The sequence below is a fragment of the Pontimicrobium sp. IMCC45349 genome (assembly GCF_047219225.1).
GTDB lineage: Bacteria > Bacteroidota > Bacteroidia > Flavobacteriales > Flavobacteriaceae > IMCC45349.
Genome location: NZ_CP178208.1, coordinates 1,869,703 through 1,894,028 on the forward strand (window position 1 = coordinate 1,869,703; position 24,326 = coordinate 1,894,028).

Below are 24,326 nucleotides of genomic sequence, written 5' to 3' on the forward strand. Positions count from 1 at the left end.
AAAAGTATAAAATTGAAATTAAGTTCGTATCTCAAGTATTACTATTAACAGTTGCGTCATTGTTAATAGTATACTTTACGACAACAGTATAGCATGAAAGTAACAGACCACATTAAACAAGCGCAAGGAAATACATTATTCTCGTTCGAAATTATTCCACCCAAAAAAGGTAATAGTATTCAAGCATTATACAATAATATTGATCCTTTAATGGAATTTAAACCACCTTTTATTGATGTAACTACCTCAAGAGAACAATATGTTTATATCGAAAAAGAAAAAGGTCTTTTAGATAGAAGAATTACAAGAATGCGACCAGGAACGGTTGGTATTTGTGCAGCAATAAAACATAAGTATGATGTAGATACTGTGCCTCATGTGTTATGTGGTGGTTTTACAAAAGAAGAGACAGAATATTTATTGGTTGATTGTCATTATTTAGGTATTGATAATGTCATGGCGTTGCGTGGAGATGCCATGAGTCACCAAAAATATTTTGAAGCTTCAAAAGGAGGACATCAATATGCAAAACAATTGGTAGATCAAATTCAAAATTTAAATAAAGGTCAATATTTACATGATGTGATTGAGGTAGATGAGAAAGCCGATTTTTGTATTGGTGTAGCTGGTTACCCAGAAAAGCATATTGAAGCACCTTCATTGCAAACCGATTTAAAACGCTTAAAAGAAAAAGTAGATGCTGGAGCAGATTATGTGGTTACTCAAATGTTTTTTGACAACAATAAGTATTTTGAGTTTGTTGACATAGCAAGAAAAGCAGGTATATCAGTGCCAATAATTCCTGGAATAAAACCAATTACAATAAAACGACATTTACAATTACTACCTCAAGTATTTAAGTTGGATTTACCAGAAGCGTTAATTGAAGCTGTTGAGAATTGTAAAGACAATAAAGCAGTTAGACAAGTTGGTGTAGAGTGGGCAATTAAGCAGTCCAAAGAACTTCAAAAAGCTGGTGTTCCAGTAATTCATTTTTACTCAATGGGAAAAAGTGATAATATAAAAGCAATAGCTTCGGAGATTTTCTAAATATTCTGTTACTTTTGTTTTTATAGTTTAACCAACCTATGAAGTATTTTTTTACCTGCTTATTGTCTCTAATGAGTATGCTTGTTATTGCACAAGATACTCAAAGTGATTCTTACTTCGATGTAAATTATTTTAGCGGAAACATAGCTTTGCATAATGATGATATTCTTCATTTAATTAAAGGACATCCTGAAGGTGTAATTGTTAGCTGGAACAAAAAAACCTTTGGAAACAAAGCTTGGGAGCAACGTTATAATTATCCAGATTATGGAGTGTCTTTGGCTTATCAAGATTTAAAAAATGATGTGCTTGGTAATAATTACTCCATTTATGGACATTATAATTTTTATTTTTTCAAACGTAATTTAATGTTTCGTGTTGGTCAAGGGTTTGCTTTTACAACCAATCCTTATCATAAAAAAGATAATCATAAAAACATTGCGTTTGGATCTAAGTTTATGAGCAGTACCTATGTAATGCTTAATTATAAGAAAGAACGCATTTTTGATAGGTTTGGTTTACAAGCAGGATTATCTTTAATACATTACTCAAACGCCAATGTTAAAGCACCTAATACAAGTATTAATTCCATGACTGTAAATTTAGGAGTTACTTATAATTTAGATGCTGAAGATTCTGAATATATTAATGATATTACTAAGGAAAAGTTTACCGAAAAAATAAGATATAATTTAGCATTTAGAAGTGGTATTAATGAAAGCGATATAGTAGGTAGTGGGCAATATGCGTTTTATATTTTTTCAGCATATGCAGATAAGAGAATAAATAGTAAAAGTGCATTGCAACTAGGTGTTGATGTGTTTTTTTCAAACTTTTTAAAAGAACTAATTTATCATGATTCAATTGTATATCCTGATAGAAATATAGATCCAGATACCGATTATAAGCGAGTTGGTATTTTTGCTGGACATGAGTTGTTTATTAATAAAATGTCTATCATTGCACAATTGGGTTATTATGTATATTACCCATACGATTTTGAAGGACAAACCTACCAGCGTATTGGATTAAAACGCTACTTTAATGATAAATGGTTTGCTGCTTTAACTTTAAAATCACATGCAGCTAAAGCAGAAGCAGTAGAACTTGGAGTTGGAATAAGATTATAATGAGAAAACTAATTTATATAGTATTAAGTTGTTTGATTTTTGCTTGTGATAGCAAGGATGCATCTGATTGTTTTCAAACTTCAGGAAGCATAATTCAGCAAACAGTTGAGGTTGCTAATTTTGAAAAAATATTAGTAAATCGTGATGTAGAGCTTATTTTAAAAGAAGGTAATAACTACGATGTACTAGTAGAAACTGGAGAAAATCTTATTAACGATGTAGATGTTGTAGTTATAAATAACGAGCTGCAATTAACCGATAATAATAACTGTAATTATGTACGTGATTATGGTATTACAAAGGTGTATGTTACAGCTCCAAATATTAAGGAAATTAGAAGTTCTACACAGTTTGATATTTCGTCGGATGGTGTATTAAGTTATGATAGATTAAAGTTATTGTCTGAAGACTTTAATGCTCCAGAAAGTTTTACAGTTGGCGATTTTAGACTTCATATTGAGATAGATGATTTTGAAGTTGTATCTAATAATATATCATCGTTTTATATTGTAGGTGAGACTGAAAATTTAAAAGTTGGTTTTTTCTCAGGTACTGGACGCTTTGAAGGTGCAAGCTTAGTAGCACAACATGTGGAAATTGAACATCGTGCTAGTAATGATATTATTGTAAATCCACAGCAATCTATTGAAGGTGAGCTAAAAGGAACAGGTAATGTTATAGCTGTAAATGAACCTCCAATAATAGACGTACAAGAGTTGTATACTGGACAGTTAATTTTTAATTAAGGCAACCGATTGTTTTGCAATTTCTAACTCTTCATTAGTAGGAATAACTAATACTTTTACTTTAGAAGCATCACTTTGTATTTCTCTAATATTATCTGAGCGTTCGCTGTTTTTATCTAAATCTAAAGAAATACCTAAATAGTCTAACTCTTTGCAAGTAAGAGCTCTCATGGTATTAGAATTTTCGCCTATCCCAGCTGTGAATACTATAGCGTCTAAGCCGTTTAAAATAGCAGCATAACTACCAATATACTTTTTAATACGATAAGCATTCATTTCTAGAGCTAGTTGGCATTGTTCATTGCCTTTTTCTGCTTCAGCTTCAATTTCACGTAAATCACTATAACCTGTTAACCCTAACATACCACTTTCTTTTTGTAGCAAAGTGTTTACTTCTTCTAGAGTGTAATCTAAAGAATTTACTAAATGAAAAATAATAGCAGGATCAATATCTCCAGAACGTGTTCCCATAATCAAACCATTCATAGGAGCAAACCCTAAGGTGTGGTCTACACTTTTACCATTATTTACCGCAGTCATACTACAACCATTTCCTAAATGAATAGTAATGATTTTAGAATTTGGTTTGTTTAAATACGCAATGGCTTTTTCAGAAACATATTTATGGCTTGTACCATGAAAACCATATAAACGGATGCTATTGTTTTCTAAAAACGAATTTGGAATAGCATACTTGTAAGCCTTTTCTGGTATTGATTGGTGGAAAGCTGTATCAAAAACAGCCACTTGTTTAGCACTAGAAAAAATTGTTTCAGCAACATTGATACCTTCTAAATTAGCAGGATTATGCAAAGGTGCTAAAGTTGAGAGTTCTTTAATTTTAGCTTTTACTTCAGGTGTGATTTCTGTAGTAGAGGTAAAATGCTGTCCTCCATGGACCACTCTATGTCCAACTATTTTTATATCATGAGGAGAGCTAATAACACCAGTTTCTTTATTTAAAAGCTGTTTAGCTAAAAGTGTTAATCCTTGGTTATGATTTAAAATAGAAGTAATTGTTTCAAGCTTATTGCCATTAGTTTTAAAAGTGAATTTAGCATCTTCAAAACCAATACGTTCAATAAGTCCAGAGCATAAAATAGTAGCTTCTGGCATTTTAAAAAGTTGAAACTTTATAGATGAACTCCCTGAGTTTAAAACTAATACTTGCATAAATTATAATCCTTGAGCTTGAATAGCTGTTATTATTACTGTACTATAAATATCATCAACAGTACAACCTCTACTTAAATCGTTTACTGGTTTGTTTAACCCTTGTAGCATAGGTCCAATTGCTAAAGCACCAGTTTCTCTTTGTACTGCTTTATATGTGTTGTTTCCAGTATTTAAATCAGGAAAAATTAAAACACTTGCTTGTCCAGCGACTTCAGAGTTTGGTAACTTACTTTTTCCTACTCGCATATCAACAGCAGCATCATATTGTATAGGACCTTCAATTTTTAAAGTTGGTTCAATATTCTTAACTATTTCTGTAGCATTTCTTACAATATCAACATCTTCACCTTTTCCAGAACTTCCAGACGAGTACGATAGCATTGCTACTTTAGGTTCTATACCAAAACTTTGAGCAGATTTTGCTGATGATATAGCTATTTCAGCTAATTGTTCAGCATTTGGATTTGGGTTAATAGCACAGTCTCCAAAAATAGAAACACGATCTTCTAAACACATAAAGAATATTGAAGATACTATATTTACTCCAGGTTTAGTTTTAATAAATTGAAGTGCTGGACGTAAAGTATGTTGAGTGGTATGAGCTGCTCCAGAAACCATACCGTCAGCATGACCTTTATATATCATCATGGTACCAAAGTAAGATACATCTGCCATCATATCTTTAGCCATTGCTAAGTTTACATTTTTATGCTTTCTTAATTCATAAAGTGTATTGGCGTAGTCTTCAAAATGTGGTGATTGTGTAGGAGACACAATGCTTATTTTGTTGAAGTTTAATTGAATGTCAAGCTTTTCAACACGGTTTCTTATTTTTTCTTCGTCACCAATCAAAGTAATATCTACAACATTGGTTTGTATAAGTCTAGCTGTTGCTTTTAATACACGATCATCATTTCCTTCTGGAAGTACAATATGTTTTTTGTTTTTTAAAGCACGTTGTAACAAGTTATATTGAAACATACGTGGTGTGAAAATATCCGATTCAAAAGTGATAAGTTTTTCTGATAATTTATCGGTATCTACATGCTTTTCAAATGTGGTAATCGAAGTGTTTATTTTTTTAGTGTTATCTGCATATATTTTTGACTTTATTGCTCCAATACTATTGGTAACATTAAATGTACCTCCAGGAACACTTACTATTGGAACAATGCTAGAAAGTCCTTCTATAAGTTTTAATATTGGAGGTTCTGGTACTAAACCACCTGTTAATACTATTCCTGAAATTTTTGGGTAATTCTTAGAAATATTTGCTTGTAACGCCCCAAGGATTAAATCGGCTCTATCACCAGGCGTAATTACTAGTGTATTATCTTTTAAGTGTGTTAGATAATTACGTAGTTGCATTGCACCAACTCCAAAATTATCAGTTTGATTATTGATTAACTCCTTACCTAAAAGTATTTGACCATCTAAAGCTGTTACTATCTCTTTTATAGTAGGATTTGAAAGGTTTTGAATTTTAGGAATAACACTTATATCTGTATCATTATTTATACGTTCTTGAAGTGCATCTTTTAATGAAGAAATGTTGTCATCATCAACTTTGTTAACCATTATCGATAATACATCTACTTCTTCTTTAAAAGTATCATATGCTAATTGTATACTATCAACAAGCTCATTATTTGGTTTAGCTTCACCATGAGTTACCATTATAACAGGTAGTCCTAAATTTTTAGAAACCAATATGTTAATATCTAGCTCTATTATTGAGCTCTCGTCCGAAAAATCAGTGCCTTCCACAAGTACATAATCAAAGCGCTCTTCTAAATCTTTATATTTTTTGATGATTTCATCAATTACTTCTCCAGATTTACCTTGATTGTATTTATGTAAAACCTCAGACCTAGTAAAAGCATATGCTTTTTTATAATTAATATCTAGTTCGAAATGAGATAATACTGTATTGATATGATTGTCTAATTCGCCATTTTCTTTATCTCCAATAATAGGTCTAAAGTATCCTACTTTTGCAGTCTTACCTAAAAGCATGCGCATTAAGCCAAGAACTACAATAGATTTACCGCTATTTGGCTCTATTGTAGCAACATAAATTCCTTTACTCATAGTAGTGTTTTATTACCATGCAAAGATAACTGATTCTGCTGTTTTTCAGAGCTGTAGGTGACCTTTTTTTATGTAAAAATACGAGTGGTTTTTTATCAAAACTCCAATAAAAACAGTAAAATAATACGCTTTTGTTAATTCGCAGTTAGTTCTCTAAAAAGAGCTTCTAAACTTGCGTTTTTCTGATTTAACTGAAGGATTTTTAAATTGTTGTCATGAGCAAAATCAAATACATGTGAGCGCATGTCTTCTTGGGTGTCAAAAGCAATTTCGTATACAAAACCATAGGTGTTTTCTACATGCTTAACTTTAGGTAATTTTTTTAGAAAAGCATCTTCAACACGATAATCAAATTCAACAATTACAGTTTGTACTTTCCCTTCTCGAAGTTCGCTGAGCTTTTTGTCTGCAACTATTTCACCTTTATTAATAATAATAACGCGATCACACATGGCTTCAACTTCTTGCATAATATGTGTAGATAGAAATACTGTTTTTTCTTTACCAACGTTTTTAATTAAAGTTCTAATATCTACTAGTTGATTAGGGTCTAATCCTGTTGTAGGCTCGTCTAATATTAAAACTTCTGGATTGTGCAATAAAGCATTTGCTAATCCAACACGTTGACGATATCCTTTAGAGAGTTGCCCTATTTTTTTGTGTACTTCAGGAGTTAAGCCAGTAAGTTCAATAACTTCATTAATTCTTGACTTATCTATATTATATACACTAGCATTAAATTTTAAGTACTCTTTAATAAACATGTCTAAGTACAAAGGGTTATGTTCTGGTAAATAACCTACACTTTGTTGAACTTCTTTGGTACTACTTTTAACATCATGACCATTAACTTGTGCATTTCCACTTGTAGCTTCTAAGTAAGTAGTTAAAATTTTCATCATGGTTGATTTTCCAGCACCATTTGGACCTAAAAAACCAACAATTTCAGGATTATTAACTTCAAAAGATACATTGTTAAGTGCCTTTTGTGTTCCGTAAACTTTAGTAAGTTGTTCTACCTTTATAGACATGATGAAAAAGTTTAATCAAAAATAAACATTAAATAATTTAAACATAGAATTACTTAATAATCTTTAAAACTTTTAGTAAAACTTTAAAAAAACAGTCTTAGTATTTTGTTTTGTAAAAATATTATTTACATTAGCCGCATCAATAAACATAATGGTAACAACAACTTACACATATTTTAACTGGTTTTATTTCTTTTTTAGCAGAAGAAACGAGGCGTTGTATGTGTAATTTATAGATATAAATTTTTAATATAAGTCTCGATGTAAATCGGGACTTTTTTTTTACATGATAAATTCAGTAGCAATACAAGGAGTCGCAGGATCATTTCATCATATAGTATCAAATGAATACTTTAATAATACAATAGCTGTAAAAGAGTGTTTGACATTTGATAGCGTAGTGTCAAGTTTAATTGATAAGGAAACTGAAGCAGTAATTATGGCTATCGAAAACTCTATAGCGGGATCGATAATACCTAATTATGCTTTAATAGATAATAATAACTTACATATTGTTGGCGAACATTATTTAGATATTCAACATAATTTAATGGCATTGAAAGGGCAGTCAATTCAAGATATTAAAGAAGTTTATTCGCACCCAATGGCATTATTGCAATGTAAAACGTTTTTCAAGCAATATCCACATATCAAGTTAATTGAAGATAAAGATACTGCTGAAGTAGCACAACGAATTCATTTAAAACAAACAAAGGGAATCGCAGCAATTGCAAGTGTTTTGGCAGCTGATATTTTTGAACTAGAAATTTTAGCATCAAGTATACAAACTATTAAGCATAACGAAACTCGATTTGTAATTGTTAAAAGAGAAAATCATGAGTTTCCTTATGAAGAAATAAACAAAGCCTCAATAAAATTTGAGCTAAATCATAAAAGAGGCAGTTTAGCTGCAATGTTAAACGTGATGAGTGATTGTAAGTTGAACTTAACGAAAATTCAATCCTTACCAAAAATTGAAACGCCTTGGAAGTATGCTTTTTTTGTAGATGTGACTTTTGATGATTACAAAGATTTTAATAAAGCAAAGTCAATTATTAACATAATGGCACAAGATTTTAAAGTACTAGGAGAATATAAAAATGCAAAGTTATGATTGAAGTAGCTAATAGGTTGCAAACAGTAGAAGAATACTACTTTTCTAAGAAGTTAAGAGAAGTAAACTTATTAAAAGCAAGTGGAAAGCCAATAATTAATTTAGGTGTTGGAAGCCCAGATATGCAACCACCTCAAAGAGTAATAAATGCTATGGTTGGTAGCTTAGAGGATGCAACTGCTCATAGTTATCAAAGTTATCAAGGTATTCCCGAATTAAGAGATGCTATGGCAGGATTTTATAGAGAACATTATGGAGTTCATTTAAGTCCGTCAACAGAAATACTACCATTAATGGGGAGTAAAGAAGGCATAATGCATATTTCTATGGCTTACCTTAATCAAGGGGATGAAGTTTTAATACCAAACCCAGGATATCCAACATATAGTTCTGTAACAAAGTTATTAGGCGCAAAACCAATTATGTACAATTTAGATGAAGAAAATAATTGGTTGCCTAATATTATTGAGCTTGAAAAAACAGACTTGACCAAAGTAAAAATAATGTGGATTAGTTATCCGCACATGCCAACTGGAGCAGTGGCAGATTATAAGTTTTTTGAAGAACTAGTGGCATTTGCAAAACGTAATAATATTTTAATTGTAAATGATAATCCATATAGTTTTATTCTTAATACAACACCTAGAAGTATCTTAAAGGTAAAAGGAGCCAAAGATGTCTGTATAGAGCTAAATTCGCTTAGTAAAACATTTAATATGTCTGGTTGGCGTGTAGGAATGATTGTTGGTGACGGAAAGCAGATTAGTAATATACTAAAAGTAAAAAGTAATATGGATTCTGGTATGTTTTATGGTATCCAAAAAGGAGCAGTTGAAGCGCTAAAATGCTCGGCTTTATGGTATTTGAGTTTAAATAATGTTTATGAAGAAAGACGAAAACTAATTTGGGAGCTTGCTGATAAACTCAATTGTACTTATGATAAAAATGCAGTAGGATTATTTGTGTGGGCAAAGTTACCGCCTTATGTTGAAGCAGAAGAATACATAGATTTAATTTTAAAAAACAATCATATTTTTATTACTCCAGGAACCGTTTTTGGTAGTAATGGAGAAGGATATATTAGGTTTTCATTATGCGCATCAACAGAAAATATTGAAGAAGCAATTGCAAGAATATGATGAATAATATTTACATAATAGGAGTGGGATTAATAGGCGGAAGTTTAGCCTTAGATATAAAAGAACTAAATAAGAATGCTGTTATTTATGGTGTTGATAAAAATGAAAAACATCTGGAAGAAGCAATTGAATTAGGTGTTATTGATAAAAAATCAAGTATAGAAGATTTAAAAAATGCCGACTTGGTTGTAGTTTCAATTCCTGTAGATGCAACTGTCCAAGAGTTAAATAATATACTTGATGCAATCTCAGATGCTACTTTGGTTATTGATGTAGGTTCAACAAAAGAGGATATTTGTAAGATAGTTGAAAACCATCCTAGACGTAGAAATTTTTTAGCGACACATCCTATAGCTGGAACGGAATTTTCAGGGCCTAGTGCAGCAATTCATGGATTGTATAAAGGAAAAACTAATATCATTTGTGAGGTTGAAGATACTGCGTTTAAACTGCAAGAAAAAGCGTTGGATTTGTTTAGAGATCTTGGTATGCGAATTCGCTATATGAAGCCAAAAGCACATGATAAACACATAGCTTATGTGTCTCATTTGTCACATATTAGTTCATTTATGTTAGGGAAAACAGTTATTGAAAAAGAAAAGAATGAAAGAGATATTTTTGATATGGCTGGAAGTGGATTTGAGTCTACAGTAAGATTAGCAAAGAGCTCTCCAGAAATGTGGACGCCAATTTTTAAACAAAATAAAACAAATGTTATAAAAACATTAGAAGAATATATTAATAACTTATCTCAATTTAAAGAGTTAATGGAGCGTGATGATTTTGAATCTATTCATAATGAAATGAAGGATACAAATCATATTAAACAAATATTAAAAGGAATAAATTAAAATATTACAGCTAGAAATAATAGACATGGAAAATAAAAAAGAATTAAGAACATGGTTAGATAATTTTGGGTTAGACCATCCATTGGTAATTGCTGGACCATGTAGTGCTGAAACAGAAAAGCAAGTTTTAGATATTGCGCATCAGTTAAAGGATACAGATGCAACCGTTTTTAGAGCAGGAATTTGGAAGCCTAGAACTAGACCTGGGAATTTTGAAGGTGTTGGTGCTTTAGGTCTAAAATGGATGCAAAAAGCCAAAGAAGAAACAGGAATGCTAACAACTACAGAAGTTGCTAATGCAAATCATGTAGACTTAGCTTTAAAGCACGATATAGATATTTTGTGGATAGGAGCAAGAACAACAGTGAGTCCATTTATAGTTCAAGAAATTGCTGATGCACTTAAGGGAACAGATAAAACTGTACTTATTAAAAATCCTGTAAACCCAGATTTATCATTATGGTTAGGAGCAGTAGAACGTTTCTATACAGCAGATGTTAAAAATTTGGGAGTTATTCATAGAGGATTTTCAACTTACGAAAAAACGAGATATCGTAACAATCCAGAGTGGCAGGTAGCTGTCGATTTACAAAATCGTTTTCCTGATTTACCACTTATTTTAGATCCATCGCATATAGCTGGACGTAGAGATACTATTTTCGATTTATGTCAAACAGCACTTGATTTAAATTATGATGGATTGATGGTAGAAACACATCATAATCCAGATAATGCTTGGAGTGATGCTGCGCAACAAGTAACACCAGCTAGATTAGTGCAAATTATGGAAGATTTAAAGATTAGAAAAGAAACCGATGATGAGGCAGAGTTTAATAATGAGCTTAACAAATTACGTACACAAATTGATGTAATAGACCATCAATTAATTGAAGTGTTAGGTAAGCGTATGAAGGTTTCTGATGGCATTGGACGACTTAAAAAATCTAGAAACGTAGCAGTATTGCAATCAAAGCGTTGGAATGAAATTTTAGGAAAAATGATTTTAGAAGGTGAACAAAATAATTTAAGCGAAGAGTTTGTACTTAGAATGTTTAAGGCCATTCATCAAGAATCGATTAATCATCAAGAAAAAATCCTTAAAGGGAATTAAAACAAAAAGGCTCGCAATTTGCGAGCCTTTTTTTATATAGTAAAAGATAGATTATTATTTATCTCTTTTAAAGATGTAACGTGTAATAAAAATTCCTTTTCCATCACCTTTTCCACCTTCACTTTCAACAGCACTAGTAACAAATGCTAATTCCCATCCTTCTTCAATCATAGTGTTTATTTTTGAAGTCACTACAGCATCATTTGCAGCAATGTTTTGAAAACGAATTCCTCCTAAGTTGTAGAAGTTTAGAAGTTTTGTTTCTTCAAAGTTTTTAACTCTAATTTCGTCCCTTTTAGATTTGTTTCTTTTATCAGTTTCTTTATCATCAGTTCTTTCAGAAGTAAAATCTTTATAATTTCTTTCATCAGATGTAGAAATTAGTCGAGATCTACCTAATCCATTAGGAACAATTGATTCTACGCTAGTAATAATCTTGTATTCTACTTGAGCACCAGCATCAATAAATGAGAATAAAGCAATAGCTAAAACAAAAATAATTTTTTTCATGTTGTTGTTGATTTTTTTAAATTAAGCATCGAATATACTATTTTTCTTAACTATAAAATTGTTAATTTGTAATTCAGAATGAATATAGTTAATGACAGGATTAGTTTACAAATCTACAGGAAGTTGGTATACCGTAAAAACACTTAACGGTAAAACATATCAATGCCGAATTAAAGGGAAATTTAGACTCAAAGGGATTAAGAGTACTAATCCTATTGCTGTAGGTGATTATGTAGATTTTGAATTGGAAACAAAAAACAACGAAGAAACAGGAGTCATTAATCGTATTCAAGACCGAAAAAATTATATAGTAAGAAAATCGGTTAACTTATCTAAGCAAACACATATTATTGCAAGTAATATTGACCAAGTATTTTTGTTAGTTACAATTAACAATCCACCCACTTTTCCAAGTTTTATTGATAGGTTTTTGGTGTCAGCCGAAGCGTATTCAATTAAAACAGTTTTGTTGTTTAATAAAATTGATACTTATGATGAAGATACGCTCTTAGAAGTGAAGTTTTTGGCAGCTCTTTATAGAAGTATTGGTTATGAGTGTATAGGTATTTCTGCTGCTACAGGAAAAAACGTAGATAAGGTAAAACAGTTAATGGTAGATAAAGTAAGTATGTTTTCTGGGCATTCAGGAGTTGGTAAATCTACTTTGGTTAATGCTATTGAGCCAGAGTTAGATTTGAAAACCAAAGAAATTTCGGAACAACATCAACAAGGACAACATACCACTACATTCGCAGAAATGTTTGATTTATCATTTGATGCAAAAATTATTGATACACCAGGAATAAAAGGCTTTGGAGTTGTTGATATGGAAAAGGAAGAGGTTGGCGATTATTTTCCAGAGTTTTTTGCATTGAAACAAGATTGTAAATTTAATAACTGCCTGCACTTACACGAACCAAAATGTGCAGTAAAAGAAGCTTTAGATAACGATGAAATAGCTTATTCTAGATACAGAAGTTATTTGCAGATTTTGGAAGGTGAAGATGAGCATTATCGAACTGATAATTATGATAAACAATGAGAGCTGTAATACAAAGAGTTTCTAAAGCAAGTGTAACTATTGAAGGAGAAAAAGTAGCAAATATAGGCAATGGATTGCTTGTGCTACTTGGTGTTGAAAATGAAGACACACAAGAAGATATTAAATGGCTTTCAAATAAAATAATAAATCTTAGGGTGTTTAATGATGCTAATAATGTCATGAACGAATCCTTATTACAAGTAGATGGTAATGTTATTGTAGTTAGCCAATTTACATTACATGCAAGTACTAAAAAAGGAAATAGACCTAGTTATATAAAGGCAGCAAAACCTAATATTGCTATTCCAATGTATGAAGCATTTGTTAAACAACTTCAAAATGATTTAGGTAAAACTGTACAAACTGGGGAATTTGGAGCAGATATGAAGGTAGAGCTGTTAAACGATGGGCCAGTAACAATAATTATAGATACCAAAATCAAAGAATAATGGCGTCAGTTTTTGGGCATGCCATTTTAGGTGTTACTATTACCAAAGTTTTAGATTATAAAAACACAAAATGGCTGATTTTAGTTGCTGTAATTTCTACAATTTTACCAGATATAGATGTATTAGCATTTAATTTTGGAGTTCCTTATAGTCACCCTTTAGGACATAGAGGTTTTACACACTCAATAGTGTTTGCAATACTTTGGGCTTTCTTGTTAATGTTTGTTTTAGGAAGGCAAAATAAACTACTTTGGTTTTTTACAATTTTTTTATCTTCAATATCTCATGGTGTTTTAGATGCTATGACATCAGGAGGAAAAGGAGTAGGGTTTTTAATTCCTTTTAATAATGAGCGTTTCTTTTTTCCTTTTAGAGATATTAAAGTATCTCCAATTGGAGTAGAACGTTTTTTTTCTGAATGGGGAATTAGTGTAATATTAAGTGAGATAAAGTATATTTTATTTCCTTGTTTAATTATCTTTGTTATAAGATTTTTCGTTTTAAAAATAAAAATATAATAGTTTTATAACGAATGATAAATGTCATTTAATTTTCCCCTAAGACTACTTAAATTGAACGTTTATTAAAATCTACTTAATATATGGTATTTAAAAATATCCTGAGCATATTTATTATGCTTACTGCCTTTTTGAGTTTTTCTCAAAACGAAAACCTGTGCACTGTATTAACATTAAGTGATGAATTAAAGACAAATGCGAATGCAGTTGTACGACTAGACCAAACTCAAATAGAAATTCCAGATGTAAAAACTTTAAAAACTACTTATAAAAGAATAGTTACTGTTCTAAATAAAGAAGGTGATAATGATGTTTATGCTGTTGTTAGTTACGATACTGGAATAGATATAAAGAAATTAGGAGCTATAGTTTATGATGCTTTTGGAAATGAGATTGAGAAATATCGAAAATCAGATTTTAAAGATGTATCTGCAGTAAGTGACTTTTCATTATATGAAGATAGTAGAGTAAAGTACTTAGAATATACTCCAACTAAATATCCTTATACTGTTGAGTTTTATTACGAAACATTAACAAGTAATACAGCTTATATACCAACTTGGAGTCCAATAGAAGGATACTTTGTTAGTAGTGAAAATAGTAGTATAGAAATAATTTACGATAAAAATTTAGGATTAAAAACAAAAGAACAAAACTTTGAAGATTGTGATATAACAAATAAAAGTACTAATGGACGTTTATATTATATCTCTAAGAACACTTTAGCAGTTAAACCAGAAGCATATAGTCCTCCACTTATAGATATTAAACCATTATTAAAGATTGCAGTTGATAATTTTTATTACGAAGGTTATAAAGGTAGTTCGAGTAATTGGGAAGAATTAGGTAAATGGATGTATGATGAGTTATTGAAAGAACGTACAGTACTTCCTGAAGCTACGAAGGCTGAAATTAAAAGCAAGGTTGCAGGAGTAGAAAATCCAATTGAAAGAGCAAAAATTGTTTATCAATATGTACAAGATAGAACAAGGTATATAAGTGTTCAAGAAGGGATTGGAGGAATACAACCTATTGCAGCATCAAAAGTAGATGAAGTAAAGTATGGAGATTGTAAAGGATTAACAAATTATACAAAAGCATTGATGGATGTAGTAGGTGTTGAAACGTATTACACAAGAGTTAATGCATCTAATAGGAATTTGGTTAGTATCGATAAAGATTTTGTCACTTTTATTGGTCAAACAAATCATGTAATATTAAATATACCTAATAATGGAGATGATATATGGCTTGAGTGTACCAGTCAAACAAGCCCATTTAATTATAGTGCTAATTTTACCGATGATAGAGATGTTTTTGTAATAACACCTAATGGTGGAAAGATAGTGCATACTAAAGTTTATACTTCAAAAGAAAACTCCTTGGTGACTAAAGCTAAAGTAAGCATTGATGCTGAAGGAGGGATTTCTGGAGATGTGTCACTAATTTCACAAGGGACTCAGTATGGAAGACATGAAAGAGTGCAAGATGAAGAGCTAAAAGATCAAAAGTTGTGGTATAAAAACTATTGGGATCATATAAACAATTTGGAGGTTGTTTCTATGAAATTTAATGATGACAGAGATAGTATTGTTTTTACAGAAAATATTGAGCTAAAAGCAAAAAAATATGTATCAAAAACCGGTGGATTATTTCTAGTACAGCCTAATGTGTTTAATAGAATAAACTCTGCTCCGCCTAGATATAGAGAACGTAAGCTTCCATTTCAAATTAATAGAGGATTTGAGGATAACGATGAATATGAAATTACTTTGCCTGAAGGTTTCGTTGTAGATGCTCTACAAGATGATGTAAATATATCTAACCAATTTGGGGAATACCAATTTTCAATCACTCAAACATCAGAAAACACATTGCTGTTTAAACGAAAATTTCTTTTAAATAAAGGAGAATATACTAAAGAAGAATACAAGGACTTTAGAAGTTTTTGGCTTAAAATAGTAAGACACGATAAATCTAAAATAGTAATAAAACACAAATCATAATTAGCTAAACAAATTAACCCAAAATGAAAAAAATATTTACATTAATCTTAACTCTTTTTGTTTGTCAATTCATAACAGGACAAGATTATAAATTTGGAAAAGTATCAAAAGAAGAGTTGGAAACTACAAAGCATCAATTAGACTCAACTGCTGGAGCAGCTGTATTATATAGAAGTCATAAAGTGCTTTTTGAATATGTACAAGGACATGGATTTAAACAAAGAAGACAAGTTCATGAAAGAATAAAGATATATAGTAGTGATGGTTATGAATATGCAAATAAGTCTATTAGTTTATATAAAGGAGATTCTGACATCAATGAAAAGGTAAACGGATTGAAAGCTTACACGTATAATTTGGAAGGAGGAAAAATAGTTACTTCAAAGTTAAAAAAAGATCAAATTTTTGACGAAGAGAATAATAAGTATTGGAGGTCCAAAAAGTTTACTTTGCCAAATATTAAAGATGGTTGTATTGTTGAATATAAATACGAGATAGAATCCGGCTCAATTAGAATTAAAGATATCCTTTTTCAAAATATGATTCCAATTGATGTATTAGAAGTTGAAGTACAAACACCTGAGTATTTTACTTATAAAACACTATTGAATCCAATGTCATCTTATATTCCTGTTCTAGAACATACGATAAAGAATGGTAAAATAACTTTAACCCAAAAATCAAGGTCGTCAGCGGGTGGTTTTTCTTCTGTTAAAACCAATGTTAGTACTTCATCTATAGACTATGTTACAAACGTAATTTCATCTAGAGAAGAAAATATACCTGCTTTAAAAGATGAACGATTTATAGATAATTTATCTAATTATCAATCTAAATTAATTTTAGAGTTAAATACAATAGAATACCCGCAAGAACCAATTGTTAATTTAGCATCTTCATGGGAAAAAGTTGTCAAAACTATTTTCAAATCTGAAGATTTTGGTAGTCAATTAAAGAAAGAAAGCTATTATCAAAAAGACTTAGACGTTTTATTAACTGGAGTGTCTAACCCCCAGACAAAAGCAGCCTTAATTTTTAACTTTGTTAAGTCAAAAGTAAAATGGAATGGATATCATGGTTATTATGCTGAAGAAGGTGTAGGTAAAGCATATAAAAAAGGTTCTGGTAATGTAGCAGATATTAATTTAATGTTAGTGTCTATGTTAAGAAGTAGTGGGTTAACAGCTAATCCTGTATTAGTTAGTACAAAAAGTAATGGAATCCCAATTTTGCCCACAAGATCAGGATTTAATTATGTAATTTGCTCAGTAAAAATAAATGGTAGTCCAGTTTTGTTAGATGCTAGTAATAATTATACGTTGCCTAATATTTTGCCTTTAAAATCTTTGAATTGGAAAGGAAGAATTATAAGGGAAGATGGAAATTCAGATTGGATAAATCTTACTCCTAACAACATGTCAAAAGAGATTACTTCAGTGGGTGTTGAATTTGATGAGGACTTATCTGCTTTTGGAAAATTGAGAGTTCAATATTCAGACTATGAAGCTTATACTTATAGGAATAATAATGCAAATTTAGCTAATGAACAATTAATTAAAAATATAGAAGAAGATAATCCAGAATTAGAAGTTTCAAATATTGAGGTTAAAAACGTTAAAGAATTAAATAAGCCAGTACTTAAATCATATGAGTATAATTTAAGTAATGCAATTGAAGAAATAGGTGATAAGCTTTATTTTTCACCATTATTATTTTTAAATTCTGAAGAAAACCCTTTTAAGGAAGAGACAAGAAGTTATCCAATAGATTTTGTGTTTCCAAAAACAAATAAAATTATGGTCAATATAAAACTTCCTGAAGGATACGTTGTTGAATCAATGCCAAAAAGCTCAAAGGTAAATTATAACGGCAATGAAGGAGAATTTATATGTATGGCAAAACAAAATGGCGGAATGATACAATTAATATATACCTTTAATATAAAGAAAAGCTTAATTTTACCTAAAAATTACCCAACTTTTAAACAGTTTTTTCAAGCTATGATAGATGCTCAACAAGAAAAAATTGTTCTTAAAAAAATGTAAGCTTAAAATGGATATTAAAAATGCACAATTAGCTGTCGATGATTGGATAAAAAATCATGGAGTAAGATACTTTAATGAGTTAACTAATATGGCACAATTAACTGAAGAAGTAGGCGAAGTAGCTCGAATTATAGCAAGACGCTATGGAGAGCAAAGTGAAAAGGACAGTGATAAGGATAAAGATTTAGGCGAAGAGCTTGCTGATGTTATGTTTGTAGTATTGTGTCTAGCAAATCAAACAGGTGTGAATTTACAAGAAGCTTTTGATAAAAAGTTAGATTTAAAAACAAAAAGAGACCACGATAGGCATCATAATAACGAAAAATTAAAATAGATTTGTAGTTTATTTAAAGGAGCATAGCTATGCACATTAAGCTACATAAATCAAAAGTTAAAACAAATAATAACATATCTATTACAGGCTCAAAAAGTGAGTCTAATAGATTGTTATTATTACAAGCACTGTTTCCAAGTTTGCAAATTGATAACTTATCAAACTCTGATGATAGTCAATTAATGCAAAAAGCTTTAGTGAATAAAACTAAAGTGGTAGATATTCATCATGCAGGAACAGCAATGCGATTCTTAACTGCGTTTTTTTCTATTCAAAATAATCTTGAAGTTAAACTTACAGGTTCTTCTAGAATGCAAGAACGTCCTATAGCCATTCTTGTAGATGCTTTAAAATCACTTGGAGCAGATATTCAATATGTTAATAATATTGGATACCCACCAATTAGTATAAAGGGTAAAAAACTTACGAAAAGCAAAGTAACCCTTAAAGCAAATGTTAGTAGCCAGTACATTTCAGCGTTATTATTAATAGCTCCTAAATTGGAGAACGGAATTGAACTAAATTTAGAAGGGAAAATTACTTCTATACCTTATATCAACATGACCTTGTCATTATTAAATCAAATTGGTGTAGAGACTAGCTTTATTGGTAATGTAATTAAAGTGAAGTCGATGCAAGGTGGTTTAAAGATTAATAATTTGGTTGTTGAGTCAGATTGGTCTTCAGTATCCTACTTTTATAGCATAATAGCCTTAAGTTCATTAGATACTCAAATAACTATTTCTTCATATAGCAAACAAAGTTTACAAGGTGATTCAGTATTAGTTGATATTTATAAACACTTTGGAGTAGAAACTGTTTTTAAAGAGCATTCTATTACCATTATAAAAAAGGCACAAGCAAATAAAGACACACTTAAATTAGACTTATCTAATGCTCCAGATATAGCTCAAACAATTGCTGTAACTTGTTTAGGGTTAAAAATTCCTTGTGAGTTAATAGGGTTGCATACCTTAAAAATAAAAGAGACAGATAGGTTAGTGGCTTTAAAAACTGAAATAGAAAAATTTGGCACAAAAGTTAATATAACTGACGCTAGTTTATCTATTAATAAGTTTGAGAAACTAAATAGTGATGTTTATGTAGATACTTATCATGACCATAGAATGGCTATGGCATTTGCACCTTTGGCATTACATAAAGAATTCATAATTAACGATGCAAATGTTGTTTCAAAATCATATCCAGATTTTTGGAGTGATTTAGCCAAAATAGGATTTGAGACTTCTTACTTAAAAAAATAAAAGGCTAAATACTTGACAACGCCTATTTTCAGATTGTATATTTGCAACTTTGTAAAACAAAAACCGACAAATGAAATTATCACACTTTAACTTTGAATTGCCAGAAGAATTATTAGCGGAATATCCATCAGAGCATAGAGATGAAGCTAGACTTATGGTCCTAAACCGTAAAGAGCAAACTATAGAGCATAAATACTTTAAAGACTTAATTGATTATTTTGATGAAGACGATGTCATGATTCTAAATAATACAAAAGTATTTCCTGCACGTTTATTTGGTAATAAAGAAAAAACAGGTGCTAGAATTGAAGTGTTTTTGTTAAGAGAGCTTAATGCAGAACAACGTCTTTGGGATGTTTTAGTTGACCCAGCTCGTAAAATTAGAATAGGTAATAAATTATACTTTGGAGAAGATGAAACACTTGTAGCCGAAGTAATAGATAACACTACATCTAGAGGTAGAACGTTACGTTTCCTTTATGATGGTTCTTATCAAGAATTTAGAAATAAACTTAACGATTTAGGGCAAACACCATTACCTAAATACATAAAGAGAGATGTTGAACCAGAAGATGAAGAGCGTTACCAAACCATTTTTGCTAAAAATGAAGGTGCTGTTGCTGCTCCTACAGCAGGTTTACATTTTTCAAAACACTTATTAAAGCGTTTAGAAATTAAAGGAATTGACTTTGCTGAAATTACACTTCATGTTGGTTTAGGAACTTTTAACCCAGTAGAGGTTGAAGACCTTTCAAAGCATAAAATGGATAGTGAAGAAATACGTATTGATACTAGAGCTACAAATACTATTAATACTGCTTTAAAAAATAAAAAGCGTATATGTGCTGTAGGTACTACAGCTATGAGAGCAATTGAGAGTTCAGTGTCTTCTAGTGGTACTTTAAATGAATTCGCTGGATGGACAAATAAATTTATTTTCCCACCATACGATTTTAGTATTGCAAATTGTATGATTACTAATTTTCATACACCAAAATCAACGTTATTAATGATGACTTCTGCATTTGGTGGTCATGATTTCATTAAACGAGCTTATGAAGAAGCTGTAAAAGAAAAATATAAGTTTTACAGTTACGGAGATGCGATGTTAATTTTATAATTTGTAATTAAATATTATATACTAAGCCTCGTCTATCGAGGCTTTTTTATACGTCAAATTTGTTTTATCTATTTTTGCAAAATATATGGCAACTACTAAAAAAGATATTAGGGCATTAACTAAAGAACAACTTAGAGATTTCTTTGTAAAAGAAGGTGATAAAGCCTTTAGAGGAAATCAAGTATATGAGTGGTTATGGAGTAAGTCTGCTCATACTTTTGATGATATGACAAACATCTCTAAGCAAACAAGACAAATGCTTGAAGATAATTTTGTAATTAATCATATTAAAGTAGATACCATGCAACGAAGTTCTGATGGAACAATAAAAAATGCAGTCAAACTTCATGATGGTTTAGTAGTAGAATCTGTACTTATTCCAACTGAAACTAGAACAACAGCATGTGTGTCTTCTCAAGTTGGTTGTAGTTTAGATTGTAAGTTTTGCGCAACTGCACGATTAAAACGAATGCGTAATTTAAATCCCGATGAAATTTACGACCAGGTAGTTGCAATTGATAATGAAAGTAGACTTTATCATAACAGACCTTTGTCTAATATTGTATTTATGGGAATGGGTGAACCTCTTATGAATTACAATAATGTAATGAAAGCCATTGATAAAATTACGTCGCCAGAAGGATTAGGTATGTCTCCAAAACGTATTGTTGTTTCAACCTCAGGAGTGCCTAAAATGATTAAAAAAATGGCAGATGATGAGGTTAAGTTTAATCTTGCGGTGTCTTTACACTCAGCAATTGATGAGGTAAGAACTTCAATAATGCCTTTTAACAGCACTTTTCCTTTAGTAGATTTAAAAGAATCGTTAGAATATTGGTATGCTAAAACAAAGCGAAAAATAACTTATGAGTATGTTGTCTGGAATGGAATTAACGATTCAAAAAAAGATATTGATGCCCTTGTGAAATTTTGTAAGTATGTACCTTGTAAGGTAAATATTATTGAATATAACCCAATAGATGATGGCGAGTTTCAACAAGCAACAAACCAAGCCTTAGATAATTATATTATTGCTCTAGAAAGAAATAGGATTGTTGTTAATGTAAGACGAAGTAGAGGTAAAGATATTGACGCTGCTTGTGGGCAATTAGCAAATAAAAGTTAAAAATAAAAAGCGACCTTAAGGTCGCTTTTTATTTTTAACTTTTATTTAGTGTTTTAAAATTTTTACAGTTTTTGTTTTTCCTTGTATTGAAACTTTTGCTAAATAAATACCATCATTGTAGTTTGATAAACTTATAGCTTCAGTTGTTTGAGATAATGATTTAGAAAATACATTTTGCCCCATTATATTATATATCTCTATATTATCAAAAGGTAAAGTAGAAGATTCAATTATTAAATCTTTTGTATCGTTATTGTAAAAATGAGTAAATACATTAGACTCAAAATCTGGTAAGCTTAAAGTTTCTGCAACACCTAGAGTAAAAAACATTAGTATTCCACTATTCCCAGATGGAGTTGTAGCTCTAATAGCTAAATAAAAATCACCATCAGTAGTTGGGGTATAAGAAACCATGTTAGAATAAGCATTTGGTAATAAATCTGGAACACCAGCGCCACTTTGTGTAATACCAGTATAAGTTCCTAGTACTGATTGCACTCCAGCAGTGGATGAAGGTGCATCTAGTACAACAACTTCAAAAGATTCTGATGCAGCAGCAGCAGGATTGTTAAAAACATTATAGCTAAATGTAAAGTCATAAGTAGCATTAGCTGTACCATTAAATACTGGTAAGAATAACCAATCATCTTTAACAGTAGTATCAGCTTCAGCCCAAACTAAAGCTACTGGATCATTTACTGTATCTCCATCAAAATCATTACCGTTGTTGTAACCCCATCCTGTAGCATCTGCTGCTACATTTTCAAAAGTATAACAAGCTAAATAATGGTTAAAGTCAGTAAAATCGAACGAATAAGGCGCAGCAGTACTACAACTTACAGCTGTTTCAGTTAATTCAAAATCAAAACCAGCAGCACTCCATCTATCATCAAAAGCAAAGATGTATGTTGTTCCTGGTGAAACTACAAATGTAGTGTTAGATAAGTAGTTAGTATTACTAACATCATCATTTCCAGCAAGACATGTTAAAGAACCACAAGTGCCTTCATAAACATGCAATCGTGTGTCTCCTCCAGCATTAGCTTGTAAATCTGTAGTTATATTAACTACACCATCTACAGTTGCAGTAAAGGAGTACCATTCACCACCTGTAGCACCTGCATCATTAGCAGCACAAATAGGGTCAGGTATTTCAGTACCATCAATAGCAGCTACTGAGGTAACACCAGTTGTAACTGATAAGGCTGTCGCACAAGTATCTTGTGCATAACTTTTAAAACTAAAGGCTAGAATTAAAATAAAGAATAGAGTAATTTTTTTCATACGTTAATTGATTAATAATTAAGTAATTAAATTAAGAAAAAATCTAATGCCTTAATTTAAAATTTATGTTAATTTAATTTAGCTAATTATGTTACCTTTGATTCTCAAATAAATTGTACTTCTTTTTGAAAGTAGTTGAGCAAATAAAACAGCCTATAGCTTATGAAATGGAGCTTTTTGAACAAAAGTTTCAACTTTCTATGTCTAGTAAAGTCGCTTTACTAAACCGAATTACACATTATATTGTTAATAGAAAAGGGAAACAAATGCGACCTATGTTTGTGTTTCTGGTTTCTAAAATGGTTTCTAATGGTGAAATTAGTGAGCGTACTTATAGAGGTGCTTCGGTTATTGAGCTAATTCATACTGCTACTTTAGTGCATGATGATGTGGTTGACGATAGTAATCGTCGTAGAGGGTTCTTTTCTATTAATGCACTTTGGAAAAATAAAATTGCAGTATTAGTAGGCGATTACTTATTATCAAAAGGATTGTTGTTATCAATTGATAATAATGATTTCGATTTGCTTAAAATTATTTCGATAGCTGTTCGTGAAATGAGTGAAGGCGAGTTATTGCAAATAGAAAAAGCTAGGAAGCTTGATATTACTGAAGAAGTTTACTACGAAATTATTCGTCAAAAAACAGCGACATTAATTGCTGCTTGTTGTAGTCTTGGAGCAGCTTCGGTAAAACCAGAATCTGTTCATGTAGAAAAAATGCGCAAGTTTGGAGAGTTAATAGGTATGGCATTCCAAATTAAAGATGATTTGTTTGATTATGGCGAAGAAAAAATAGGAAAGCCAACAGGAATCGATATTAAAGAGCAAAAAATGACACTGCCTTTAATACATGTGTTGAATACATGTGATAAAAAAGAAAAACGTTGGCTAATCAATTCTATTAAAAACTATAACAAAGACACGAAACGTGTAAAAGAAGTTATTGCATTTGTAAAAGCTAATGGTGGTTTAGAGTATGCAATCACAAAAATGAAAACTTACCAAGAAGAAGCACTTCAAATTCTAGAAACTTATCCAGATTCTCCTTATAAGGATTCATTGAAGCTTATGGTAAATTATGTAATTGATAGGAAGAAGTAGTTTTTAAGAGTTTTATTTGCGGTTTCGGTATTTCCAATTGAATAGAATTCTATACCAAAATAAATTTAATTTGTGCTTTATTCCA

The 24,326-nt window shown here is 30.8% G+C and carries 22 protein-coding genes; 17 read left to right on the forward strand and 5 right to left on the reverse strand.

What is annotated here, in order from left to right; translation table 11 throughout:
* Nucleotides 1-93: 93 nt before the first annotated feature.
* Genes metF through ACLII3_RS08655 form a run of 3 tightly spaced genes read left to right on the forward strand, consistent with a single transcriptional unit; the run spans nucleotide 94 to nucleotide 2,926 of the window.
* A complete protein-coding gene (gene metF / locus ACLII3_RS08645; RefSeq protein ID WP_412983833.1) occupies nucleotides 94-1,050 on the forward strand; it encodes a methylenetetrahydrofolate reductase [NAD(P)H] in 957 nt (318 codons plus the stop codon).
* Nucleotides 1,051-1,088: 38 nt separating this feature from the next.
* Entirely contained in the window at nucleotides 1,089-2,180 is a 1,092-nt protein-coding gene (locus tag ACLII3_RS08650) for an acyloxyacyl hydrolase (RefSeq protein WP_412983834.1), read from the forward strand.
* Entirely contained in the window at nucleotides 2,180-2,926 is a 747-nt protein-coding gene (locus tag ACLII3_RS08655; RefSeq protein WP_412983835.1) for a head GIN domain-containing protein, read from the forward strand. The genes ACLII3_RS08650 and ACLII3_RS08655 overlap by 1 nt, the downstream gene beginning before the upstream one ends.
* Here the strand turns inward: ACLII3_RS08655 and ACLII3_RS08660 are convergent.
* From ACLII3_RS08660 to gldA, 3 genes are all read right to left on the reverse strand, one after another.
* Nucleotides 2,912-4,099 carry an acetate/propionate family kinase gene (locus ACLII3_RS08660; protein WP_412983836.1) on the reverse strand — a complete coding sequence of 396 codons (1,188 nt, stop codon included), beginning with the start codon at nucleotides 4,097-4,099 and terminating at the stop codon, nucleotides 2,912-2,914. The genes ACLII3_RS08655 and ACLII3_RS08660 overlap by 15 nt on opposite strands.
* A gap of 3 nt (nucleotides 4,100-4,102) precedes the next feature.
* Nucleotides 4,103-6,193 carry a phosphate acetyltransferase gene (pta, locus tag ACLII3_RS08665; protein WP_412983837.1) on the reverse strand — a complete coding sequence of 697 codons (2,091 nt, stop codon included), beginning with the start codon at nucleotides 6,191-6,193 and terminating at the stop codon, nucleotides 4,103-4,105.
* 134 nt (nucleotides 6,194-6,327) lie between these two features.
* Nucleotides 6,328-7,224 carry a gliding motility-associated ABC transporter ATP-binding subunit GldA gene (gene gldA, locus ACLII3_RS08670; protein ID WP_412983838.1) on the reverse strand — a complete coding sequence of 299 codons (897 nt, stop codon included), beginning with the start codon at nucleotides 7,222-7,224 and terminating at the stop codon, nucleotides 6,328-6,330.
* 286 nt (nucleotides 7,225-7,510) lie between these two features.
* Between gldA and ACLII3_RS08675 the strand changes: the two genes are divergently transcribed.
* Genes ACLII3_RS08675 through ACLII3_RS08690 form a run of 4 tightly spaced genes read left to right on the forward strand, consistent with a single transcriptional unit; the run spans nucleotide 7,511 to nucleotide 11,439 of the window.
* Nucleotides 7,511-8,338, forward strand: coding sequence for a prephenate dehydratase (locus ACLII3_RS08675; RefSeq protein ID WP_412983839.1), 828 nt, complete (start codon nucleotides 7,511-7,513; stop codon nucleotides 8,336-8,338).
* Nucleotides 8,335-9,477 carry a pyridoxal phosphate-dependent aminotransferase gene (locus tag ACLII3_RS08680; RefSeq protein WP_412983840.1) on the forward strand — a complete coding sequence of 381 codons (1,143 nt, stop codon included), beginning with the start codon at nucleotides 8,335-8,337 and terminating at the stop codon, nucleotides 9,475-9,477. The genes ACLII3_RS08675 and ACLII3_RS08680 overlap by 4 nt, the downstream gene beginning before the upstream one ends.
* Complete coding sequence (locus tag ACLII3_RS08685; RefSeq protein WP_412987908.1) at nucleotides 9,477-10,328, forward strand: prephenate dehydrogenase; 852 nt, start codon at nucleotides 9,477-9,479, stop codon at nucleotides 10,326-10,328. The genes ACLII3_RS08680 and ACLII3_RS08685 overlap by 1 nt, the downstream gene beginning before the upstream one ends.
* A gap of 25 nt (nucleotides 10,329-10,353) precedes the next feature.
* The gene (locus ACLII3_RS08690) at nucleotides 10,354-11,439 is read left to right on the forward strand and encodes a chorismate mutase (protein ID WP_412983841.1); all 1,086 of its coding nucleotides are present in this window, start codon (nucleotides 10,354-10,356) and stop codon (nucleotides 11,437-11,439) included.
* A gap of 54 nt (nucleotides 11,440-11,493) precedes the next feature.
* Here the strand turns inward: ACLII3_RS08690 and ACLII3_RS08695 are convergent, their stop codons facing one another.
* On the reverse strand, nucleotides 11,494-11,949 hold the full coding sequence (locus ACLII3_RS08695) for a hypothetical protein (RefSeq protein ID WP_412983842.1): 456 nt from the start codon (nucleotides 11,947-11,949) through the stop codon (nucleotides 11,494-11,496).
* Nucleotides 11,950-12,040: 91 nt separating this feature from the next.
* Here ACLII3_RS08695 and rsgA point away from each other — a divergent pair, with 91 nt between their 5' ends.
* The 9 genes from rsgA (at nucleotide 12,041) to rlmN (ending at nucleotide 21,854) form a co-directional block, all read left to right on the forward strand.
* Nucleotides 12,041-12,991 carry a ribosome small subunit-dependent GTPase A gene (gene rsgA / locus ACLII3_RS08700; RefSeq protein ID WP_412983843.1) on the forward strand — a complete coding sequence of 317 codons (951 nt, stop codon included), beginning with the start codon at nucleotides 12,041-12,043 and terminating at the stop codon, nucleotides 12,989-12,991.
* Complete coding sequence (gene dtd / locus ACLII3_RS08705; protein ID WP_412983844.1) at nucleotides 12,988-13,440, forward strand: D-aminoacyl-tRNA deacylase; 453 nt, start codon at nucleotides 12,988-12,990, stop codon at nucleotides 13,438-13,440. Before rsgA ends, dtd begins: the two co-directional genes overlap by 4 nt.
* Complete coding sequence (locus tag ACLII3_RS08710) at nucleotides 13,440-13,958, forward strand: metal-dependent hydrolase (RefSeq protein WP_412983845.1); 519 nt, start codon at nucleotides 13,440-13,442, stop codon at nucleotides 13,956-13,958. The genes dtd and ACLII3_RS08710 overlap by 1 nt, the downstream gene beginning before the upstream one ends.
* A 116-nt stretch (nucleotides 13,959-14,074) precedes the next feature.
* The gene (locus ACLII3_RS08715; protein ID WP_412983846.1) at nucleotides 14,075-15,964 is read left to right on the forward strand and encodes a DUF3857 domain-containing protein; all 1,890 of its coding nucleotides are present in this window, start codon (nucleotides 14,075-14,077) and stop codon (nucleotides 15,962-15,964) included.
* 23 nt (nucleotides 15,965-15,987) lie between these two features.
* On the forward strand, nucleotides 15,988-18,009 hold the full coding sequence (locus ACLII3_RS08720; protein ID WP_412983847.1) for a DUF3857 domain-containing protein: 2,022 nt from the start codon (nucleotides 15,988-15,990) through the stop codon (nucleotides 18,007-18,009).
* Between the two features lie 7 nt (nucleotides 18,010-18,016).
* Complete coding sequence (locus tag ACLII3_RS08725; RefSeq protein ID WP_412983848.1) at nucleotides 18,017-18,343, forward strand: nucleotide pyrophosphohydrolase; 327 nt, start codon at nucleotides 18,017-18,019, stop codon at nucleotides 18,341-18,343.
* A gap of 29 nt (nucleotides 18,344-18,372) precedes the next feature.
* Complete coding sequence (locus ACLII3_RS08730) at nucleotides 18,373-19,608, forward strand: 3-phosphoshikimate 1-carboxyvinyltransferase (RefSeq protein ID WP_412983849.1); 1,236 nt, start codon at nucleotides 18,373-18,375, stop codon at nucleotides 19,606-19,608.
* A gap of 70 nt (nucleotides 19,609-19,678) precedes the next feature.
* Entirely contained in the window at nucleotides 19,679-20,728 is a 1,050-nt protein-coding gene (gene queA / locus ACLII3_RS08735) for a tRNA preQ1(34) S-adenosylmethionine ribosyltransferase-isomerase QueA (protein ID WP_412983850.1), read from the forward strand.
* A gap of 85 nt (nucleotides 20,729-20,813) precedes the next feature.
* Nucleotides 20,814-21,854: a 23S rRNA (adenine(2503)-C(2))-methyltransferase RlmN gene (gene rlmN / locus ACLII3_RS08740; protein ID WP_412983851.1), complete on the forward strand. Its 1,041-nt coding sequence runs from the start codon at nucleotides 20,814-20,816 to the stop codon at nucleotides 21,852-21,854.
* A gap of 45 nt (nucleotides 21,855-21,899) precedes the next feature.
* On the opposite strand, the gene ACLII3_RS08745 is transcribed toward rlmN, so the two are convergent.
* Nucleotides 21,900-23,138, reverse strand: coding sequence for a T9SS type A sorting domain-containing protein (locus tag ACLII3_RS08745; protein WP_412983852.1), 1,239 nt, complete (start codon nucleotides 23,136-23,138; stop codon nucleotides 21,900-21,902).
* Nucleotides 23,139-23,263: 125 nt separating this feature from the next.
* On the opposite strand from ACLII3_RS08745, the gene ACLII3_RS08750 reads away from it, so the two are divergent.
* Complete coding sequence (locus ACLII3_RS08750; protein ID WP_412983853.1) at nucleotides 23,264-24,241, forward strand: polyprenyl synthetase family protein; 978 nt, start codon at nucleotides 23,264-23,266, stop codon at nucleotides 24,239-24,241.
* Nucleotides 24,242-24,326 lie beyond the last annotated feature (85 nt).

Coding starts and splice junctions, on each gene's coding strand:
- metF (WP_412983833.1), top strand. CDS start 94: ATGAAAGTAACAGACCACATTAAACAAGCGCAAGGAAATACATTATTC.
- ACLII3_RS08650 (WP_412983834.1), top strand. CDS start 1,089: ATGAAGTATTTTTTTACCTGCTTATTGTCTCTAATGAGTATGCTTGTT.
- ACLII3_RS08655 (WP_412983835.1), top strand. CDS start 2,180: ATGAGAAAACTAATTTATATAGTATTAAGTTGTTTGATTTTTGCTTGT.
- ACLII3_RS08660 (WP_412983836.1), bottom strand. CDS start 4,099: ATGCAAGTATTAGTTTTAAACTCAGGGAGTTCATCTATAAAGTTTCAA.
- pta (WP_412983837.1), bottom strand. CDS start 6,193: ATGAGTAAAGGAATTTATGTTGCTACAATAGAGCCAAATAGCGGTAAA.
- gldA (WP_412983838.1), bottom strand. CDS start 7,224: ATGTCTATAAAGGTAGAACAACTTACTAAAGTTTACGGAACACAAAAG.
- ACLII3_RS08675 (WP_412983839.1), top strand. CDS start 7,511: ATGATAAATTCAGTAGCAATACAAGGAGTCGCAGGATCATTTCATCAT.
- ACLII3_RS08680 (WP_412983840.1), top strand. CDS start 8,335: ATGATTGAAGTAGCTAATAGGTTGCAAACAGTAGAAGAATACTACTTT.
- ACLII3_RS08685 (WP_412987908.1), top strand. CDS start 9,477: ATGAATAATATTTACATAATAGGAGTGGGATTAATAGGCGGAAGTTTA.
- ACLII3_RS08690 (WP_412983841.1), top strand. CDS start 10,354: ATGGAAAATAAAAAAGAATTAAGAACATGGTTAGATAATTTTGGGTTA.
- ACLII3_RS08695 (WP_412983842.1), bottom strand. CDS start 11,949: ATGAAAAAAATTATTTTTGTTTTAGCTATTGCTTTATTCTCATTTATT.
- rsgA (WP_412983843.1), top strand. CDS start 12,041: ATGACAGGATTAGTTTACAAATCTACAGGAAGTTGGTATACCGTAAAA.
- dtd (WP_412983844.1), top strand. CDS start 12,988: ATGAGAGCTGTAATACAAAGAGTTTCTAAAGCAAGTGTAACTATTGAA.
- ACLII3_RS08710 (WP_412983845.1), top strand. CDS start 13,440: ATGGCGTCAGTTTTTGGGCATGCCATTTTAGGTGTTACTATTACCAAA.
- ACLII3_RS08715 (WP_412983846.1), top strand. CDS start 14,075: ATGCTTACTGCCTTTTTGAGTTTTTCTCAAAACGAAAACCTGTGCACT.
- ACLII3_RS08720 (WP_412983847.1), top strand. CDS start 15,988: ATGAAAAAAATATTTACATTAATCTTAACTCTTTTTGTTTGTCAATTC.
- ACLII3_RS08725 (WP_412983848.1), top strand. CDS start 18,017: ATGGATATTAAAAATGCACAATTAGCTGTCGATGATTGGATAAAAAAT.
- ACLII3_RS08730 (WP_412983849.1), top strand. CDS start 18,373: ATGCACATTAAGCTACATAAATCAAAAGTTAAAACAAATAATAACATA.
- queA (WP_412983850.1), top strand. CDS start 19,679: ATGAAATTATCACACTTTAACTTTGAATTGCCAGAAGAATTATTAGCG.
- rlmN (WP_412983851.1), top strand. CDS start 20,814: ATGGCAACTACTAAAAAAGATATTAGGGCATTAACTAAAGAACAACTT.
- ACLII3_RS08745 (WP_412983852.1), bottom strand. CDS start 23,138: ATGAAAAAAATTACTCTATTCTTTATTTTAATTCTAGCCTTTAGTTTT.